Here is a 17,162-nt window from a genome sequence, read left to right as displayed (position 1 = left end):
GCGATCGCGCCGGTCAGTCCGGCAATCGCGGCGCGACGATGTATTCCATGTTGACCGAGGCGGGCGCCGTCTCGACGAAGCCGTACTTCGCATAGAGATGGCGTGCCTCGCCATCGGCGACGAGGGTCACGTACGCCGACGGTTCCGCGTTCTGGCGCAACCAGGCATCGAGCGCGTTCATGATGCGCTTGCCGAGCCCGCGCCCCTGGTAGGCCGGCGCGACCGCGATATCCACGACGGTGTAGAAGCACCCGCCGTCGCCGATGATGCGGCCCATGCCGATCACCTCGTTGTCACGCGTCAGGCTCACGCCGTACAGGGTGTTGGGCAGCCCCTTGCGCGCTGCCTCCAGCGTCTTCGGCGACATGCCGGCCTGCGCGCGCAATCGGCAGTAGGCGTCCGCATCGGGAAAATGCTCGACGAGCTGGATGTGTTCTTCGGCCATCACTGCTCCCAAGGTCACGGCATCGTCCGAACCGACCCGCGGCCATCTTGCTGCTCGAAGACGAAACGGTACGTGAGGCTCACGGCCAGCGGCGTCTCCTGCGCGCCGACGCAGGTGGGGTAGTCGGGCCTGGGTCCGTGCGCGAACACGCAGCGCACCGCCGGGTCGTAGCGCCACGCCGCCACCGCTGCCTGGGCCGCGGCGAGGAAGGACGGCGTCATCGCATCGGGGGCCGCACAGTCCGGCGGTTGCACCAGCGGCGCCGAGGTTTCCACGAGGCCCTGCGCATCGATGCTGACGCGCAGGCAGACCACCTGCGGTGCCAGGCGTTGCGCGAGCAGTTCCGGCGGGTAGGAAGGCAAGGCATTGCCCGGCTCGGGCAGCGGCGGCAGGAAGTTCTCGTTGTCTGCGAGCGCGATGCGCGCGGCCGGCGCGATCGTTGCGGTCAGATCCTGCACGCCGACTTCACCGTTGCGCGGCGGCGGCGTGGTGACCCGTCCGGCGGAGCAGCCGGCCAACACCAGCACCAGCGTGGATACGATCGATTGCGCGAGCATCCCTGCCCTCTGCCTCATGCGCTTTCCCGGGTGATGTTCGCCTTCACCTCGGCCGCCTCGCCCTCGGCGATGCCGACGTTGCTCGAAGCGGCCTCGTAGACCTCGCGATCGAGCAGGCCGGTTTCCTTCGCCACCAGCACCGGCACCAGCATCTGCCCGGTGACGTTGGTCATCGTGCGCATCATGTCGAGGACGCGGTCGATGGCGTAGAGGTAGCCGATGGCTTCCAGCGGCAGCCCTGCGGCGCTCAGCACCACCGTCGCCATGATCACCGCGGTTCCCGGCACGCCCGCGGTGCCGAAGCTGCCCAGCACCGAAGCCAGCGCGATGATCAGGTACTTGTCGAAGGTGAGGTCGATGCCCGCGTACTGCGCGATGAACGTCGCCGCCAGTGCGGGATAGATCGCGCCGCAGCCGTCCATCTTGATCGTCGCGCCCAGCGGCACCGCGAAGGCGGCGTAGTCGCGATCCACGCCATGGTTGTGGACCGCGCTGCGCAGCGACACCGGCATGGCGGCGAAGCTCGACGAGGCGACGAAGCCCACTTCCATCGCCGGCGCGGCGCCACGGAAGAACTTCAGCGGATTGAGCCCGTGCAACAGCAGCAGCGCCGGGTACACCACCACGATGTGGAAGGCGCAGGCCGCGTACAGCGCGATCACGAAACTGCCCAGCGGCTTGAGCTGCTCGAAGCCGTAGCCGCCGACCAGCGCCGCGATCAGGCCGAACGTGCCCAGCGGCGTGAACTCCAGCACGAAGCGGGTGACCTGGATCATGGTCTCGCTGGCTTCGCCGACTAGCTTGCGCAGGTTCGCGGTCTTCTCGCCGAGCTTCACCAGCGCAAAACCGATCAGCCCGGCGAAGAAGATCACCTGCAGCACCGTGCCGTTGCGCGGCACCAGCACCTTCATGCCGTCGGCCGTCTTCGCGACGTCGGCGCCCGCCATCGCACCGATCGGATTGGACGGCACGATGTTGAACAGCACGTCGATCAGGCGCGGCGGGGTCTTGGGCACGTAATCCGAGGCGACCTGCAGCGTGCCGACATCGACGCCCGCGCCGGGCTTCACCACCCACCCGGTGAGGAGGCCGACGCCCACCGCCAGCAGGGCGGTGATCGCGAACCACAGGAACGTGCGGCCGCCGAGTGCGGCGATCGACTTCTGCCCGTGCAGGGCGCTGACCGCGTTGATCACCGCGAAGAACACCAGCGGCACCGCGATCATCTTGATCAGGTTGACGTAGACGTCGCCCAGCGGGCCGAACCAGGTTTCCGCGTCCTTGCCGAACAGCCAGCCCGCCAGCGCACCCAGCGCGAAGCCGAGCACGACACGCTGCCAGAACGGGATCCGCAACCAGCCGGAAACCAGCTTCATCATCCGCAAATTCTCCATCGCGCGGGACCGGACCGGTCCGTTACGGAAGCCCGCACCATAGCCGAGCCGATGCGCACGTGGGAGTCCAGGGGCGCAATCCGTTGTTCCAAACGGCAATGTATGCGGCGCAAGTCGGCAAAGTCCGGACGCGGCGGTTCACGGCTCCGGCGCGCGTTTCCGCCATCCGCGCTTGGCATAATCCGGCCCTTTCGAGCCCTCCGGCAGGTCACCATGCACTCATTGCGCATCATCGGCATCGCGCTGGCTTCCACCCTGATTGGCGGCTGCGCGAGCACGGCCGCGCGTCCGTCCGGCGCAACGGCGCCCGCATTCACGGTCGACGTACCGGCGATCGCGCGTCCCGATGGCGAAACGCCCGCATGGTGGTTCCGCGACGGTGCCGCGCAAGCCGCCGCACGCGGTGCGATGGCCGGCCATGCGAAGAACGTGATCCTGTTCGTCGGCGACGGCATGAGCCTGCCCACCGTGGCCGCGGCGCGCATCCTCGAGGGCCAGCGCAAGGGCGGCCCGGGCGAGGAGAACCGCCTGGGCTGGGAGAACTTTCCCGCCACCGCGCTGAGCCGGACCTACAACACCGATTCGCAGACGCCGGATTCGGCCGGCACGATGTCGGCGATGGCCACGGGCGTGAAGACGCGCTTCGGCGTGCTGAGCATCGGCCAGGAGGCGCGACTGGGCGACTGCTCCGCTGGCCTGAAGACGCCGATGCTCACGCTGTGGGAGCTGGCCGCGAGCAGCGGTCTCGCCACCGGCGTGGTCACGACCACGCGCGTGACGCACGCGACGCCGGGCGCCACGTTCTCCCATTCCGCCCACCGTGGCTGGGAAAACGACACCGATCTCGAAGCGAAGGACACGCAGGCCGGTTGCATCGACATCGCGCGGCAGATCGTCGAATCGCCGTTCGGACACGGGCCCGACGTGCTGATGGGCGGCGGCCGCGGAAACTTCATGACCGCCGCGCAACGCGATCCGGAACAGACCGACAGGGCCGGCCAGCGCCGGGATGGCCGCGATCTGATCGCGGAATGGAAGCAGCGTCATCCGGGCGGTGCCTATGTCTGGAACGCCACGCAGCTCGCGCAGGCGCCGGCGGACCAGCCGCTGCTGGGCCTGTTCGACTACGGCCACATGAACTTCGAGCACGAGCGCGCGCAGGACATCGGCGGCGAGCCGTCGCTGGCGGAGATGACGCGCGCCGCCATCGCCCGCCTGCAGCACAACGACAAGGGCTACGTGCTGCTGGTCGAAGGCGGCCGCATCGATCACGCGCACCACGACGGCAACGCCTATCGCGCACTGGACGAAGCGATCGCATTGAGCGATGCAGTGCGCGCGGCCGACGAGATGACCTCGGACCGCGACACGCTGATCCTCGTCACCGCCGACCATTCGCACACGCTCAGCTTCGTCGGCTATCCCGCGCGCGGCAATCCGATCCTGGGCAAGGTGCGCGGCCGCAGCGGCGAGGGATCGGGCGACGGCAGCTACGCGCACGACGCGCTCGGCCTGCCCTACACCACGCTCAACTACAGCAACGGTCCGGGCTATGTCGGCGCGTCATCGACGCAGCCCGAGGGCCCCAAGACGTTCCCGCACCAGGCGAGCGGCATCCAGCAGGCCCGGCACGGCCGACCGGACCTGACGAAGGTGGATACCGAGGCGCCCGACTACATGCAGGAAGTGCTGGTGCCCACGAGCGACGAAACCCACGGCGGCGACGATGTCGGCATCTGGGCGCGCGGCCCCGGGAGCAGCGCGGTGCGCGGCAGTGTCGAGCAGAACGCGATCTTCCATTTCATGCTGCAGGCGATGCCGGCGCTGCGCGCGGCGTTGTGCGCGAAGGGCAACTGCGATGGCAACGGCGTGCCGGTGGAATTGCCGAAGCCGGCGGACTTCAAAACAGCGCGATAAGGCTGCGCTCGTCATCCGGACTGCGTTCGACGTGCCGACCAGAAGTCGTCATCCCGGCGCAAGCCGGGATCCATTTTGACTTTGCTGTTGCGCGTGACCGACGGAAACAAAAGCACGGCAAACTGGATCCCTGCCTTCGCAGGGATGACGATCAAGAGCAGGGAAGTCCGCGGCCTTTAGAACGGCTTCGCCAGCACCAGATACACGATCGCAATCAGCAGGAACACCGGCAGCTCGTTGAACCAGCGCAGCGTGCGCGACGACGGCAACGCGCGACCGGCTTCGACACTTTTCAGCCAGCGTCCGCCGACGATGTAGTGGGCCAGCATCACGGCCACGAGTCCCAGTTTGGCGTGCAGCCAGCCGGGCCGGCCTCCAACCACATCCGGCAGCGCCGTCGAAGCGTGATGACCGAGCCACAACGTCAATCCAAGCAGGAACGCCAACCCGAACATGATGTGGCCGAAGCGATACAGACGCTTCCCCATCAGCACCAGGCGTGCGCGCACGGCGGCATCGTCGCCGGCTTCGGCGAGGTTGACCAGGATCCGCGGGAGGTAGAACACGCCACCCATCCAGGCCATGACGAACACGAGGTGGGCGGTCTTGGTCACGAAGTAGGCTTGCATTGCGGGCTCCGCGAGGGACTCGCGATAGCATGACATGAACGCGTCGGGCTTCGTCCCTTTCCCAACAAGCCGTGCGGGCGACCACGCCGCGGCGCCGACGTCCCCTTCTTTCGTCACGATCCGGTTTTCGTCACCGATTCCTGCCATCGTCATCCCGGCGCAGGCCGGGATCCATTTTGACTTTGTTGTTGCGCTTGGCCGAAGGGAACAAAGCAAAGGCAAAATGGATCCCTGCTTCCGCAGGGATGACGATTTGAATGATCCCTGCTTCCGCAGGGATGACGATTGAATGGCGAAGCCGGGCGAAAGCGACAACACCCAGGTTCCACACCGAAGATCAAAACGAAGTTCCGGCAACCAGGTTCCCAATGACCAAGCATTACGATCAGCACTACTTCGACACCTGGTATCGCCAGCGCGGCATCGGCGACACCGCGCGCCTCGCGCGCAAGGTCGCGATGGCCGTCGCGACAGCGGAGTACCACCTCGAGCGCCCGCTGCGCACCGTGCTCGACATCGGCTGCGGCGAAGGCGTGTGGCGCGCGCCGCTGCTGAAGCTGCGACCCAAGGCGAAGTACCTCGGTTTCGACAGCAGCGAATACGCGATCCGCCGCTTCGGCGCGCGTCGCAATCTGCATCACGCCAGCTTCGGCGACTTCGCGCTGCTGCGCCCCTGCCCGCCCGTGGACCTGCTGGTGTGCAGCGACGTGATGCATTACCTCGATGCGCGCGAACTCGACCGCGGCCTGCCCGGCCTGGCCGAACTGTGCGGCGGCGTGGCCTTCCTCGAGACCTTCGCCCGCGAGGACGGTGCCGAGGGCGACGAGCACGAGTTCCGCAATCGCCCGGCCAGCTTCTACCGTCAGCGCTTCGAGAAGCTCGGCTTCCGGCGCATCGGTTCGCACCTGTGGCTGTCGCCCGCGCTGCGCGACCACGCCACGGCACTCGAAGTCGGACGCTGAAGCCGGGCGCACAAGCGCGGTCCGGGCACCGCAGGGCGCGTTCCGCGACCCGTTTCACAAACCCGCCGGCCCCATCGGCTATGCTGCGGCGCGTCATCTGCGCCTAGCCAGGCGCGCAATGGGGAACAGGGGCCCCGATTGCCCATGCTGCTTTACCACCTGCACGAACTCGGCCGCGCCTGGATGCAGCCGTGGAACTACTGGGCCGAGGCCAACGCGCGCATGTTCGGCGCGCAGGGCAGCTGGCTGTCGTCGCTCCCCGGCGCATCGCGCCTCGCCGCCGGTTACGAGCTCATGTACCGCATCGGCAAGGATTACGAGAAGCCCGAGTTCGGCATCCATGCGATCGAGAAGGACGGCCGGAGTTTTCCCGTCGTCGAGCGCGAAGTGCTGAACAAGCCCTTCTGCCGCCTGCTGCGCTTCAAGCGCTTCGCCGACGATGCCGGCAGCATCACCGAACTCAAGGACGATCCGTCCGTGCTGGTCGTCGCGCCGCTGTCCGGCCACCACGCCACGCTGCTGCGCGACACGGTCAGGACCCTGCTGCAGGACCACAAGGTCTACATCACCGACTGGGTCGATGCGCGCATGGTCCCGCTCGAGGAAGGCGCGTTCCATCTCGACGACTATGTCGCGTACATCGAGGAATTCATCCGCACGATCGGCGCCGACAACCTGCACGTGATCAGCGTGTGCCAGCCCACCGTGCCCACGCTGGCCGCGGTGTCGCTGATGGCGGCGCGCGGCGAGAAGACACCGCGCTCGATGGTGATGTTCGGCGGCCCGATCGACACGCGCGAGAATCCGACCAGGGTCAACGACCTCGCCACGGAGAAGCCGCTGTGGTGGTTCGAGGCCAACCTCGTGCACGCGGTGCCGCCGAACTATCCGGGTCACAACCGCCGCGTGTATCCGGGCTTCCTGCAGCACGGCGGCTTCGTGGCGATGAATCCGGAACGCCACTTCCAGTCGCACTGGGACTTCTACCAGGACCTGGTGAAGGGCGACCTCGACGACGCCGACGCGCACCGCCGCTTCTATGACGAATACAACGCCGTGCTGGACATGCCGGCGGAGTACTACCTGGAAACCGTGGACGTGGTCTTCCAGCGCCACCTGCTGCCCAGGGGCGAGTGGGTGGTGCGCGGTGAACAGGTGAACCCCGCGGCGATCACGGACACGGCGATCATGACGATCGAGGGCGAACTCGACGACATTTCCGGCCAGGGCCAGACGCGTGCGGCGCACAAGCTGTGCACCGGCATCGCCGAAGCGAACCATCGCCACCTTACCGTCGACGGCGCCGGACACTACGGCATCTTCAGCGGCCGCCGCTGGCGCACGCAGGTGTATCCGCAGGTGCGGGAGTTCATTGCGAAGTATTCGGTGGCGTAGGCAGAAGCAAAAGCGCCCCTCATCAGCCCCCGATTAAAGCATTCGGGGGCAGGCTCTTCGGGCCGCTTCTCCCCGCGAGCGGGGAGAAGCGAACAGCCTTTCCTTCATCTGCCCGCTCGCGGAAAGCGGCGACTTCCGCCTTTTCTTCTCCCGCGTTCGCGGAGAAGCCAACAGCCTCTTTGATCTGCCCGCTCGCGGAAAGCGGCGACGTCGCCCTTTCCTTCTCCTCGCATCGCGGGGAGAAGGTGCCGCAGGCGGATGAGGGCGCGAGTGCAGCGAGCACTGCCTGGTTCGCCGAAACCAAAAAGAGCCGGCATTCGCCGGCTCTTCCATCTTCTGCACCGAGTGGCCTCAGTCGTACTGCGACGTCTTCACCAGCATGTGTTTGGCCAGCTGGCCGTGCAGGTAACCGACGCCGCGCGCGATGTGCAGGGTCACGAACAGCAGCGCCACGCCCACGGCGAAGCACAGCGGCAGCGCCCACCAGCCATCGAGACCGATGACGTTGACGTCGTCGATCCAGATCCCGCCCACGTCGCCGCCGAACAGGGCCACGAAAGGCGCGGCGATCAGGCCCAGCGAGGTCGCCAGCCCCGTGACCGCAACCGTGAAGTAGGCGATGCCCAGCGGCAGCATCAACAGGAAATACAGCTGCGTGGCCCAGGTGCGCGGATCGGTGAACAACTCCTTGATCCGCTCCATCAGCGGCTTGCCGCGCGTGGAGTACAGCGGCCGGCGCGGCATGCGCTCGCCGAGCATGGTCTCCACGATGCGGCCTTCGACCAGCGACAGGATCCGCACCGAACCGAAATACAGGATCACGAACGGCACGCCGATGATCAGCACCGCCAGACCGCCCGACAGCGACACGCCGGTGACGACCCAGGTGAAGTAGAAGATGCCCGTCGCCAGCGCCAGCAGCATGTAGAACAGCGACGCGTACGTGCGCGGCTCGGCGATGACGCCGAAAAAGCGCGACGCCCACGAGCGCTGGATCGCCTGCGGACGCGTGGTCGGCGTGCGCAGCGCGCTCTGCACCTTCACCTCGGTGTCGCGGTAGATGTCGGCCACCTCGTCCGGCGCGCCGTAGCTGCCGGCTACCGAGGCGATGACCTCGGCCTCGGATTTGCCCGGGTTCTCGGCCAGTTCCGAGCGCAGGTATTCCTCCGCGTCGTACAGGGCGTCCTGGACCAGTGCCGGGTCGGCGCCGGCCAGCGAACGTCGCAATTGTTCGAGGTACGCGGGAATGGTGGTGGGCAGGACGGTGGCGTTCATTTGGCTTCCCCAGGCAGATGCGGGGCATAGGCGCCCTGCAGGACGGCGTCGACGGAATCGCGGGTGGCGCGCCAGGCGGCGGACCATTCGCGCAGCGCGTCGCGCCCGGTATCGGTGATGCGGTAGTAACGGCGCGGCGGGCCGGCGACGGACGGCTCGACGAAGCTGTCGAGCAGGCCGCCGCCTTCCAGGTTGCGCAGGACGGGGTAAAGGGCGCTCTGCTTGCCGCTGAGCACGCCCTCGCCTTCCTGCTCCAGGCGCTTGGCGATCTGGTAGCCGTACATCGGTTCGGCGGCCGCACCCAGGACGGCGAGCAGGGCCAGCGAAACCGTGCCGGCACTGAGCTCCTTCTGGAACTTGCGCAGGTGGCTGTCGAGGTCGGTCATGGGGGGCGTCCGGTAGCTTGAAGCAAACACTACTGCGAACTTCGCTATACCGGCTCTGCCATTAGTCACGGGAGGCCGTTGGTCATGGCCGACCGCCCAACGGCCGCTGTCGCTCCGCGTCCACCGGGCCGCTGTTAAAGCGACCGTACGCCGCCCCGGTCGGCGGCGGGAGAACATCCATGCCCCGTGGAGACAAGTCCGCCTATTCCAGCAAGCAGAAGCGGCAGGCCGAACACATCGAGGAGAGCGTGCGCGAGCGCGGCGGCTCGGAGGAGGACGCCGAACGCATCGGCTGGGCGACGGTGAACAAGCGCACGGGTGGCGCGCGCGGACGCAAGAAGTCGACGAAGAAGAGCGCACGCAAGTCGTCGTCGCGCAAGTCGCCTGCAAAGAAGACCGCTCGCAAATCGACACGCAAATCCCCGGCGAAGAAGACCGCCCGAAAATCGACACGCAAATCCCCGGCGAAGAAGACTGCCCGAAAATCGACGCGGAAATCGCCGGCGAAGAAGACGGCCCGCAAATCCACGCGCAAATCGCCGGCGAAGAAGAGTGCTCGCAAGTCCACGCGCAAATCGCCGGCGAAGAAGGCGGCCCGCAAGTCCACGCGCAAGTCGCCCGCGAAGAAGACGGCTCGCAAGTCGACACGCAAGTCTTCGTCGAAAAAGACCGCACGCAAATCCGGCGTGCGGAAGTCGTCGCGATAACGCCACCCTCTTCGCTCTTCGCAGCGTGGAGAACGCGTCTGGAGAACCTGCCGCTGCATGCAGTTGGCGGAGAGGCAGATGGCTTGCCGCTCGCTGCGATCACCTCCCCTCACCCTGCATCGCTTCGCAACGCGGTCTCTCGCTCTGCCCCCAGCCCTCGCGCGTGGCGCGAGGGCGTTCAGTGGGACATGCGCCAGTGGCGCATAAACGTCCGCCTTCACCCCGCAAGCGGGGGGTGCAACTCGCCGCGCCTTTGACGTCCTCTTCTCCCCGCATCGCGGGGAGAAGATGCCCGAAGGGCAGATGAGGGGCGGCGAGCGCAGCGAGCTGCCTTTTCCCGCATACGCAGCAGAACACAGCAGCTCGCAGCGCACGCGCGCTTCACCCCTTTGGCAGCTGACGCCGCCTGGTCGCCCCGATACGAGCAGCCCCTTCGCCCATTCGCGCCGCAGCAACCACCAGCCGCTTTCGCTATCCTCGGCCTCCCGTCAGACGGAAGCCTTCCATGGACATGCCACGTCCCGGCGCCGCGCATGAGCGCCTGTTCTCGCGCCTGCAGGGCCGCTGGTTCGGCGACGAACAACTCGCGCCCTCGCCGTGGGGCGAAGGCGGCACCGCCATTGGCCGCACGCACTGCCGCGTCTCGCTCGACGGCATGGCGCTGATCCAGGAATACGAGGAGGAGAAGGACGATCGCATCTGTTTCCGCGGCCACGGCGTCTTCCTGGTCGAAGCGGACAGCGGCGACGTGCTGTGGTGGTGGTTCGACAGCATGGGTTTTCCGCCGGATCCCGCGCGCGGTCGCTGGGAGGGCGAGACGCTGCTGTTCGAGAAGAAGACGCCGCGCGGCGAAGCGCGCTACCGCTACGAATTTACCGGCGACGATCGCTACCGCTTCGTCATCGAGAACCGCTTTCCCGGCCAGGCCGACTTCACCGAATTCATGCGCGGCGATTACCGGCGCGAATGAAACCCGCGCGTGCCCTTCAACGGCACCGCCTGCATCCCAGAGGAGACTCCATGCACGTCCATCGCGTATTCCTGCTCTCCGCCCTGCTGGGGCTGGCCTGCTCGGCGCAGGCAGCCAAGCCGCATGCGAAGAAGCCTGCCGCGAAACCCACGGCGAAGACCGCCGCGCACAAGGCGGCGGCCAGCCCGGCCCGGAGCGAAGCGGCGAAACCCCGCTCCATGCAGGAAATCCTCGACGCGACGACCCCCGCCGACTGGCGCAAGCTCGATCCGGCCAACACGCTCTATCTCGATCTCGCTTCCGGCCGCGTGGTGATCGAACTCGCACCTGGCTTCGCGCCCGCGCATGTCGGCAACATCCGCACGCTCGCGAAGGAGGGCTACTGGAACGGGCTAAGCATCAACCGCTCGCAGGACAACTTCGTCGTGCAATGGGGCGATGCCGCCGAGGACGAGAAGCAGCGCAAGCCGTTGGGCAGTGCGCAGGCGAAGCTGCCGGCCGAGTTCGAACGCGCCAGCAAGGGCGTGCAGTTCAGCCGCCTGCCCGACCGCGACGGCTGGGCGCCGCAGGTCGGCTTCGCCGACGGTTTTCCGGCCGCGCGCGATCCGCAGGCGGACAAGGCATGGCTCGCGCACTGCTACGGCGCGGTGGGCGCCGGCCGCGATGTCGCGGCCGATTCCAGCAACGGCACCGAGCTCTACGTGGTGACCGGCCAGTCGCCGCGCCAGCTCGATCGCAACATCACCGTCGTCGGCCGCGTCGTGCAGGGCATGGAATATCTATCCGTGTTGCCGCGCGGCACCGGCCCGCTGGGCTTCTATGAGAAGCCCGAGCAGCGCACGCCGATCAAGGCGATCCGCCTAGCCTCCGAAGTGCCGGAAAACGACCGCGTGCCGCTGGAGCTGCTGCGCACGGATTCGACCGCCTTCACCGAACTGGTCGAAGCGCGCCGCAATCGCCGCGACGAGTGGTACAAGCGTCCCGCCGGCCATATCGACCTGTGCAACGTGCCACTGCCGGTGCGCACGCCGAAGTAGCCACGCGTCGCCGTACACGACATCGCAGGCATGCAGCGAGGCCGCCTCCGGGCGGCCTTCGCTTTCTCCCGGCCGCATCGCCGTCACATGCTCTTGCGGCGCCTCCGCCTAGCCTGAACCGGCCCAAGGCGGAGGCCGTTCCATGCCCCAACTGCGTATGCGGATCACTGGTAGCGACGACGATGCACGCGCGATCAGCAACCTGCTGGCGAGCATCGAAGGCATCGAGCATGTCGAGGAAGTGGCCGACCTGATGGACCACCTCGACGATGACGATTCCAGCTCCGCGGGCCTGCCCGACGACCAGGGACCGGGCATGCACGAGATCGAGATCGACGCGCCCAACGACGCCACCGCGCGCAAGGTGCGCACGGCGGTGGAAGCGCTGGCATTCGAACTGGACGTGATCGTCGAGTTCGAGTCCGACGAGGAATGGGGCGAATAGGATCGCGGCGATGCGATGGCGGGTCGCGGCGGCACGCTTCCTCCTCTGCGCCCTTCCGGCCACGACGATGGCCGCGCCGCGCGCGACGCAATGCCAGGACATTCCGGTCGTCGGCATGGAAGGCGACACTTCGTTCGCCAACGTGCAGACGCGCGCGCCGATTCCGCTGCGCGACGCGCAACCGGTGGCGCGCTACGAGATCGGCGCGCGCCTGGATCCGGCGACGCGCACCGTCCGCGGCAAGTTGCGTCTGCACTGGCGCAACCGCAGCGCGGCCACGGTATGCGCGCTGTACCTGCACCAGGATTTCAATGCCTTCGAAAACCGCGGCACGGCCTACATGGCGCGGCTGCGCGAGCGCGGCGTGGAGCCGCGGGTGGCGCGCGGCGAATGGGGTTACGCGCAGATCAGCGGCGTGCGCCAGGACGGACTGGCGGCATCGTGGACGTATGCGGCGACCGGCGACAGTGGGTTGACCGATCGCAGCGTCGTCCGCATCGACCTGCCGGAACCCGTCGCCGCCGGCGGGACTGCCACGCTCGACATGGATTTCCTCGCGCGCCTGCCGGGGACCTGGGCCGCATCGGGACAGGCGGGCGGCTTCCACTTCGCCGGACGCTGGTTCCCGCAGGTCGCATTGCTGCAGTTGCCGGGCGAACGCGGCGCACCGGCGCTGCGCTGGAACGCGCCGGCATTCGCGGGCGATCCGGTCGAGCGCGAACGCGCCGATTTCGACGTGCACCTGGAAGTGCCCTACGGCTACGTGGCGGTTTCCAGCGGCGAAACGCGCGACGTCGCCCGCACGCGCAATGGCCGGCGCAATTTCCATTTCGTGCAGGACGATGCCACCACGCTGGCGTGGGCCGCCGATCCGCACTTCTTCGCGCAGCCGCTCGAATACGTGTACGTGCCGGGAGAAGGCGAGCCGGTGAAGCTGCGCGTGTACTACGGACCGGGCGACACGGCCGTCGCGGTGCGGGTGCTCGGCGCGATGAGCGAAGCGCTCGCCGGCTACGGTACGGCACTGGGCGCGGCGCGCGTGCCGGCGCTGACCGCAGTGGTCGGCGAGCGCAGCGCGGGCCGCTTCGCGGTGGAACCTGTGGCGGGCCTGTTTGCGGTCGGCGCGGATCCTGCCGCGGACACCGCGACACCCGAACAGCAGGTGCTCGCCGCGATCGGCGCGGCCTATTTGCCCGAGGGCACCAGCGGCCCGTTCCGTGCCGGCGTGCAGCGCTACTGGAGCGAACGCTTCCTGCCTGCCCGCAACGACGCGCCGGAGACACGCGGCTGGCTGCGGCGGCTGCTCGCGCCGTGGCGCCTGGCCTTTGCCGCCGTGCGCGAACGCTGGCGCACGCGCGCGGATGCGGACGCCACGCGCGCTGCGCACGTCGCGCGCGTGCTGCGCGATCTCGAAGCCCGCATCGGCGCGCCCGCCGTCGATCGCGCCTTCCGCGCCTGGCGCCGCAGCGCGCGCGCCGGCTATCCCGATACCGGTCAGGTGCGCTGGCTGATGGCGGATGCGAGCGGCGATGCCGAAGTGTTCCAGCGCGCGTTCGCCATCATCGACGCAGGCCTGCCCGTCGACGACCGCATCGTCCGCTTCACCAGCGAGGAACTGCTGCCGCAGCCGGGCTACGTGCTGCGCGGCGAGGCCCGCGTCGAAATGAGCGCGGCCGACGTGCGCCGCGCGGTGCGCGAGCGACGACGCCAGTGGATGCAGTCCACCCACGGCAGCGGCAGCCCCTTCGGCTATCGCACCGAAGTGATCGTGCAACGCGACGGCGCGCTGCTGCCGCAGACGCTGACCGTGACGTTCGCCGATGGCAGCACCCGGCAACTGGCGTGGGACGACACGCGCAATCCCGTGCGCTTCGCTTGGACGACGAAGGCGCCGGCGACGACCGCGCAACTCGACCCGGCGCAACGCGGGCAACTGGAGCGCAACCGCCTCGACGACGGCCGCACCGTGCACGCGGACCTGCAGCCGGTCGCGGACTGGAGCGGGGAAGTCGCGACGTTCGTGCAGTTCGCCACTGCATGGCTGGTGCAGCTGTGAACGTGCAGACCGCGCCACGCACGCCGGCCGGCCTGTCGCCGCGGGTGCATCCCGCCGTCACGCCGCCGCGCCCGACCGAAGCGGTGGCTGCGCGCAGCGGCTGGCTCGCACTGTTCGTCGGCTTGCGCCGCGGCTTGCATCCGCCGCTGCTGCTGGCGTGGATGGTGCTGCTGTGGCTGCCCGCGGCCGTGGCGGCATTGCCTGCCGCGCTATGGCTCTACCTCGAGATCGGTCATGCACCGCCGGCCACGGGCACGGCCGCGACGACATCGGTCGCCTTCCTGGCGCAGGCGGTGGACGCGATGCGCACCGACGGCGTCCTGCTCGCGGCCTGCGCCGGTTTCGCGATGCTGCTTTCCGCGCTGCTCTCGCCGTGGCTGGCTGGAATGGTCGTGGCGCAGATCCGCACCGGGCAGCGACCGGGATTCGGCGCGACCTTGCGCGCGGGACTGCGCGAATACCCGCGCCTGCTGCGCATGCTGGGCTGGTCGCTGCTGCTGGTAGCAGTCGCTGCCAGTGCCGGCGTTGCGGCAAAGCTGTCGTTCGAAAGCTTCGCGCTGCGCTACGTGACCGACGAAGCAGCATCGCTGGCCGCGCCGCTCGGTTGGTTCGTGCCGTTGCTGTGCGTGCTGTTCGTCCACGTCACCGTCGAAGCCGGGCGCGCCTGGCTGGGCGCGGACCCGGCGCTGAAATCGGTGCTCGTCGCGTGGCGGCGCGGCCTGCAACTGCTGCGGCAACGGCCCGGTCCAACACTCCTGGTCTATGCCGGCGCCAGCCTCGCCGGTGGCGGGCTGGCTCTGGCGTGCCTGCGCCTGCGCACGCTGGCGGAACTGGATGGCTGGCCGGCCTGGGGACTGGACCTGGCGTGCGCACAACTGGCAGTGCTGTCGCTGGCTTGGGCACGCAGCGCGCGACTTCACGCCCTGGCCGATCTCGCAGCGCATGCGCAGGGTCCTGCGCGCGTGGCCCGGGTCCCGCATCGACCGCATCGCGAAGCCGCGCAGGACACCGCCTGACTTTGCCGCTCGTGTCCTGCTTCGCGCGGCGTGCAGAGGGCGATCCATCCGGGACCAACGGCCCGCGCATCGCGGCGGGCATGGCGATATCCTCGGGAAATCGCGGCTCTGCCGCCCCTCCGAGATGCACACTTCCCATGCGCCTGCGTCCGATTCCTTCCGCCCTCGCCCTCGCCCTCCTCATCGCCACGTCCGCCTGCCAGAAGCAGGAAACCGCATCGCCCGCAGGCACGCCGGCCGCCACGCAGGCCGCCAGCGCCGAAGCGGACGCAAAATTCGCCGACCTGTCCAAGCGCTGGCTCGACGGCTGGCTGGAACTGCAACCGGTCAGCGCCACGCAGACCGGCCGGCACGACTTCGACGACCGCGTCGACGACCTGAGCGCCGCGGGCCGCCAGGCCTTCGTCGACTTCAGCAAGAAGATGCTGGCCGAAGTCGATGCATTCGATGCGGGCAAGCTCTCGCGCGAGAACCAGGTCGACCTCGCCATCCTGCGCAACCAGATTCGCTACGACATCTGGCAGATGGAAACGCTGCAGAGCTGGGCGTGGGATCCGCAGGTCTACAACAGCCTGGCCGGCGGCGCGCTGTACACGCTGATGGCGCGCGAGTTCGCGCCGATGCCGCAGCGCCTGAAGGCCGCGACCGCGCGCATGGAGAAGATCCCGACGCTGCTCGCGCAGATGCGCGAAAACCTCGACCCCGCGCGCGTGCCGAAGATCCACGCCGAGACCGTGGCCAAGCAGAACGCCGGCATCACCAGTATCGTCGACGGCATGATCCTGCCGCATGCGGGCGAACTGAGCGGCGATGACCGCAAGCGCCTGGAAGCCGCCGCCGACGCGCTGAAGAAGGCCGTCGCCGAAAACCAGACCTGGCTCGACAAGACCCTGGTGCCGAACGCCAGGGGCGACTTCCGCCTCGGCCAGAAGCTGTACGACGAAAAGCTCGCGTTTGCGCTGAATTCGCCCCTCACGCGCCAGGAAATCCGTACCCGCGCCGAAGCCGCGATCAAGCAGACCCGCGCCGAGATGTACGACATCGCGCGCAAGGTGCTGGCCGACAAAGCGGATGCGCCGAAGGAAATGCCCGACGCGCCCAGCGACGAACAGCAGCAGAAGACCATCGAGGCCGCGCTCGAACTCGCCTATGCCGATCGTCCCGCGCGCGACAAGGTCGTCGAACTCGCCAAGGCTTCCACCGCGCAGGCGACCGCGTTCGTGAAGGAGAAGCAACTGGTGTCCGTGCCGGATGCGCCGGTGCAGATCATCCTGATGCCGGAATTCCAGCGCGGCGTCGCCGTCGCCTACTGCGACTCGCCGGGTCCTCTCGACAAGGGCCTGGACACCTTCTACGCCGTGTCGCCGATCCCGGACGACTGGAGCAAGGAACAGGTCGACTCGTTCCTGCGCGAATACAACACGCGCTCGATCCACGAGCTGAGCATCCACGAGGCGATGCCGGGCCACTACCTGCAGCTGTGGCATTCCAACAAGTACCCGTCGACGCTGCGCGCGGTGCTTGGCTCCGGCTCGTTCATCGAAGGCTGGGCGATGTACGGCGAGAAGGTCATGGCCGACGCCGGCTACATGGACAACGATCCGCTGATGCAACTGATCCAGCGCAAGTGGGCGCTGCGCGCGATGGCCAATGCGATCCTCGACCAGGCCATCCACGTCGACGGCATGAGCCGCGACGACGCGATGAAGCTGATGACCGTCACCACCTTCCAGCAGGAGCGCGAAGCCGCCGGCAAGTGGGTGCGCGCGCAGCTCACCTCGGCGCAGCTGCCGAGCTACTTCGTCGGCTACAGCGAGCATCTGGACCTGCGCAACGAAGTGCAGAAGCGCGAAGGCGACAAGTTCAACCTCAAGGCCTACCACGACAAGCTGCTGTCGTTCGGTTCGCCCCCGGGCCGCTTCGCCCGCGAACTGATGCTGGACGAACCGATCCAGTGACGCACCGGTCCGG

General features: G+C 68.1%; 17 protein-coding genes. 10 read left to right on the top strand and 7 right to left on the bottom strand.

Translation table 11 applies throughout. The annotated features are described in order from the left end of the window. Positions 1-13: 13 nt before the first annotated feature. Genes ACFPN1_RS11075 through ACFPN1_RS11065 form a run of 3 tightly spaced genes read right to left on the bottom strand, consistent with a single transcriptional unit; the run spans position 14 to position 2,378 of the window. Entirely contained in the window at positions 14-445 is a 432-nt protein-coding gene (locus tag ACFPN1_RS11075; protein WP_386755036.1) for a GNAT family N-acetyltransferase, read from the bottom strand. 14 nt (positions 446-459) lie between these two features. Continuing rightward, on the bottom strand, positions 460-1,020 hold the full coding sequence (locus ACFPN1_RS11070) for a hypothetical protein (protein WP_386755034.1): 561 nt from the start codon (positions 1,018-1,020) through the stop codon (positions 460-462). Continuing rightward, positions 1,017-2,378, bottom strand: a complete 1,362-nt coding sequence (locus ACFPN1_RS11065) for a dicarboxylate/amino acid:cation symporter (RefSeq protein WP_386755033.1) — start codon at positions 2,376-2,378, stop codon at positions 1,017-1,019. The genes ACFPN1_RS11070 and ACFPN1_RS11065 overlap by 4 nt, the downstream gene beginning before the upstream one ends. Before the next feature lie 231 nt (positions 2,379-2,609). On the opposite strand from ACFPN1_RS11065, the gene ACFPN1_RS11060 reads away from it, so the two are divergent. Next, complete coding sequence (locus ACFPN1_RS11060; protein ID WP_386755032.1) at positions 2,610-4,313, top strand: alkaline phosphatase; 1,704 nt, start codon at positions 2,610-2,612, stop codon at positions 4,311-4,313. Between the two features lie 176 nt (positions 4,314-4,489). On the opposite strand, the gene ACFPN1_RS11055 is transcribed toward ACFPN1_RS11060, so the two are convergent. Further along, positions 4,490-4,942 (bottom strand): CopD family protein, encoded by a 453-nt coding sequence (locus ACFPN1_RS11055; RefSeq protein WP_386755031.1) that lies wholly within the window; start codon positions 4,940-4,942, stop codon positions 4,490-4,492. A gap of 34 nt (positions 4,943-4,976) precedes the next feature. On the opposite strand from ACFPN1_RS11055, the gene ACFPN1_RS11050 reads away from it, so the two are divergent. From ACFPN1_RS11050 to ACFPN1_RS11040, 3 genes are all read left to right on the top strand, one after another. Then, positions 4,977-5,231: a hypothetical protein gene (locus ACFPN1_RS11050; RefSeq protein WP_386755029.1), complete on the top strand. Its 255-nt coding sequence runs from the start codon at positions 4,977-4,979 to the stop codon at positions 5,229-5,231. Positions 5,232-5,310: 79 nt separating this feature from the next. Then, a complete protein-coding gene (locus ACFPN1_RS11045; protein ID WP_386755028.1) occupies positions 5,311-5,904 on the top strand; it encodes a class I SAM-dependent DNA methyltransferase in 594 nt (197 codons plus the stop codon). Positions 5,905-6,048: 144 nt separating this feature from the next. Further along, positions 6,049-7,299, top strand: a complete 1,251-nt coding sequence (locus tag ACFPN1_RS11040; protein WP_386755027.1) for a polyhydroxyalkanoate depolymerase — start codon at positions 6,049-6,051, stop codon at positions 7,297-7,299. A gap of 351 nt (positions 7,300-7,650) precedes the next feature. Here ACFPN1_RS11040 and ACFPN1_RS11035 read toward each other — a convergent pair whose 3' ends face one another. The 3 genes from ACFPN1_RS11035 to ACFPN1_RS11025 form a co-directional block, all read right to left on the bottom strand. Beyond that, on the bottom strand, positions 7,651-8,574 hold the full coding sequence (locus ACFPN1_RS11035) for a sensor domain-containing protein (RefSeq protein ID WP_386755025.1): 924 nt from the start codon (positions 8,572-8,574) through the stop codon (positions 7,651-7,653). Further along, positions 8,571-8,960, bottom strand: coding sequence for a PadR family transcriptional regulator (locus ACFPN1_RS11030; protein WP_386755024.1), 390 nt, complete (start codon positions 8,958-8,960; stop codon positions 8,571-8,573). The genes ACFPN1_RS11035 and ACFPN1_RS11030 overlap by 4 nt, the downstream gene beginning before the upstream one ends. A 202-nt stretch (positions 8,961-9,162) precedes the next feature. Then, positions 9,163-9,726, bottom strand: coding sequence for a hypothetical protein (locus ACFPN1_RS11025; RefSeq protein ID WP_386755023.1), 564 nt, complete (start codon positions 9,724-9,726; stop codon positions 9,163-9,165). Between the two features lie 446 nt (positions 9,727-10,172). Here ACFPN1_RS11025 and ACFPN1_RS11020 point away from each other — a divergent pair, with 446 nt between their 5' ends. From ACFPN1_RS11020 to ACFPN1_RS10995, 6 genes are all read left to right on the top strand, one after another. Beyond that, positions 10,173-10,637 (top strand): DUF1579 family protein, encoded by a 465-nt coding sequence (locus ACFPN1_RS11020; protein WP_386755021.1) that lies wholly within the window; start codon positions 10,173-10,175, stop codon positions 10,635-10,637. A gap of 218 nt (positions 10,638-10,855) precedes the next feature. Then, entirely contained in the window at positions 10,856-11,674 is an 819-nt protein-coding gene (locus ACFPN1_RS11015) for a peptidylprolyl isomerase (RefSeq protein WP_386755255.1), read from the top strand. 142 nt (positions 11,675-11,816) lie between these two features. Beyond that, the gene (locus tag ACFPN1_RS11010) at positions 11,817-12,119 is read left to right on the top strand and encodes a hypothetical protein (protein ID WP_386755020.1); all 303 of its coding nucleotides are present in this window, start codon (positions 11,817-11,819) and stop codon (positions 12,117-12,119) included. A gap of 10 nt (positions 12,120-12,129) precedes the next feature. Continuing rightward, positions 12,130-14,175: a gluzincin family metallopeptidase gene (locus tag ACFPN1_RS11005; protein ID WP_386755019.1), complete on the top strand. Its 2,046-nt coding sequence runs from the start codon at positions 12,130-12,132 to the stop codon at positions 14,173-14,175. Next, positions 14,157-15,191 carry a hypothetical protein gene (locus ACFPN1_RS11000; RefSeq protein WP_386755018.1) on the top strand — a complete coding sequence of 345 codons (1,035 nt, stop codon included), beginning with the start codon at positions 14,157-14,159 and terminating at the stop codon, positions 15,189-15,191. The genes ACFPN1_RS11005 and ACFPN1_RS11000 overlap by 19 nt, the downstream gene beginning before the upstream one ends. 137 nt (positions 15,192-15,328) lie before the next feature. After that, positions 15,329-17,149, top strand: a complete 1,821-nt coding sequence (locus ACFPN1_RS10995) for a DUF885 domain-containing protein (protein ID WP_386755017.1) — start codon at positions 15,329-15,331, stop codon at positions 17,147-17,149. The last annotated feature ends 13 nt before the right edge of the window (positions 17,150-17,162 follow it).

It is taken from the genome of Lysobacter yangpyeongensis (genome assembly GCF_042655745.1).
Taxonomy (GTDB): domain Bacteria; phylum Pseudomonadota; class Gammaproteobacteria; order Xanthomonadales; family Xanthomonadaceae; genus Agrilutibacter; species Agrilutibacter yangpyeongensis.
This window is presented reverse-complemented; position numbering and strand designations above follow the sequence as displayed.

Excerpts from the sequence above, each read along its gene's own strand:
- ACFPN1_RS11075 (WP_386755036.1), bottom strand. The coding sequence starts at position 445 with ATGGCCGAAGAACACATCCAGCTCGTCGAGCATTTTCCCGATGCGGAC.
- ACFPN1_RS11070 (WP_386755034.1), bottom strand. The coding sequence starts at position 1,020 with ATGAGGCAGAGGGCAGGGATGCTCGCGCAATCGATCGTATCCACGCTG.
- ACFPN1_RS11065 (WP_386755033.1), bottom strand. The coding sequence starts at position 2,378 with ATGAAGCTGGTTTCCGGCTGGTTGCGGATCCCGTTCTGGCAGCGTGTC.
- ACFPN1_RS11060 (WP_386755032.1), top strand. The coding sequence starts at position 2,610 with ATGCACTCATTGCGCATCATCGGCATCGCGCTGGCTTCCACCCTGATT.
- ACFPN1_RS11055 (WP_386755031.1), bottom strand. The coding sequence starts at position 4,942 with ATGCAAGCCTACTTCGTGACCAAGACCGCCCACCTCGTGTTCGTCATG.
- ACFPN1_RS11050 (WP_386755029.1), top strand. The coding sequence starts at position 4,977 with ATGAACGCGTCGGGCTTCGTCCCTTTCCCAACAAGCCGTGCGGGCGAC.
- ACFPN1_RS11045 (WP_386755028.1), top strand. The coding sequence starts at position 5,311 with ATGACCAAGCATTACGATCAGCACTACTTCGACACCTGGTATCGCCAG.
- ACFPN1_RS11040 (WP_386755027.1), top strand. The coding sequence starts at position 6,049 with ATGCTGCTTTACCACCTGCACGAACTCGGCCGCGCCTGGATGCAGCCG.
- ACFPN1_RS11035 (WP_386755025.1), bottom strand. The coding sequence starts at position 8,574 with ATGAACGCCACCGTCCTGCCCACCACCATTCCCGCGTACCTCGAACAA.
- ACFPN1_RS11030 (WP_386755024.1), bottom strand. The coding sequence starts at position 8,960 with ATGACCGACCTCGACAGCCACCTGCGCAAGTTCCAGAAGGAGCTCAGT.
- ACFPN1_RS11025 (WP_386755023.1), bottom strand. The coding sequence starts at position 9,726 with ATGCAGCGGCAGGTTCTCCAGACGCGTTCTCCACGCTGCGAAGAGCGA.
- ACFPN1_RS11020 (WP_386755021.1), top strand. The coding sequence starts at position 10,173 with ATGGACATGCCACGTCCCGGCGCCGCGCATGAGCGCCTGTTCTCGCGC.
- ACFPN1_RS11015 (WP_386755255.1), top strand. The coding sequence starts at position 10,856 with ATGCAGGAAATCCTCGACGCGACGACCCCCGCCGACTGGCGCAAGCTC.
- ACFPN1_RS11010 (WP_386755020.1), top strand. The coding sequence starts at position 11,817 with ATGCCCCAACTGCGTATGCGGATCACTGGTAGCGACGACGATGCACGC.
- ACFPN1_RS11005 (WP_386755019.1), top strand. The coding sequence starts at position 12,130 with ATGCGATGGCGGGTCGCGGCGGCACGCTTCCTCCTCTGCGCCCTTCCG.
- ACFPN1_RS11000 (WP_386755018.1), top strand. The coding sequence starts at position 14,157 with ATGGCTGGTGCAGCTGTGAACGTGCAGACCGCGCCACGCACGCCGGCC.
- ACFPN1_RS10995 (WP_386755017.1), top strand. The coding sequence starts at position 15,329 with ATGCGCCTGCGTCCGATTCCTTCCGCCCTCGCCCTCGCCCTCCTCATC.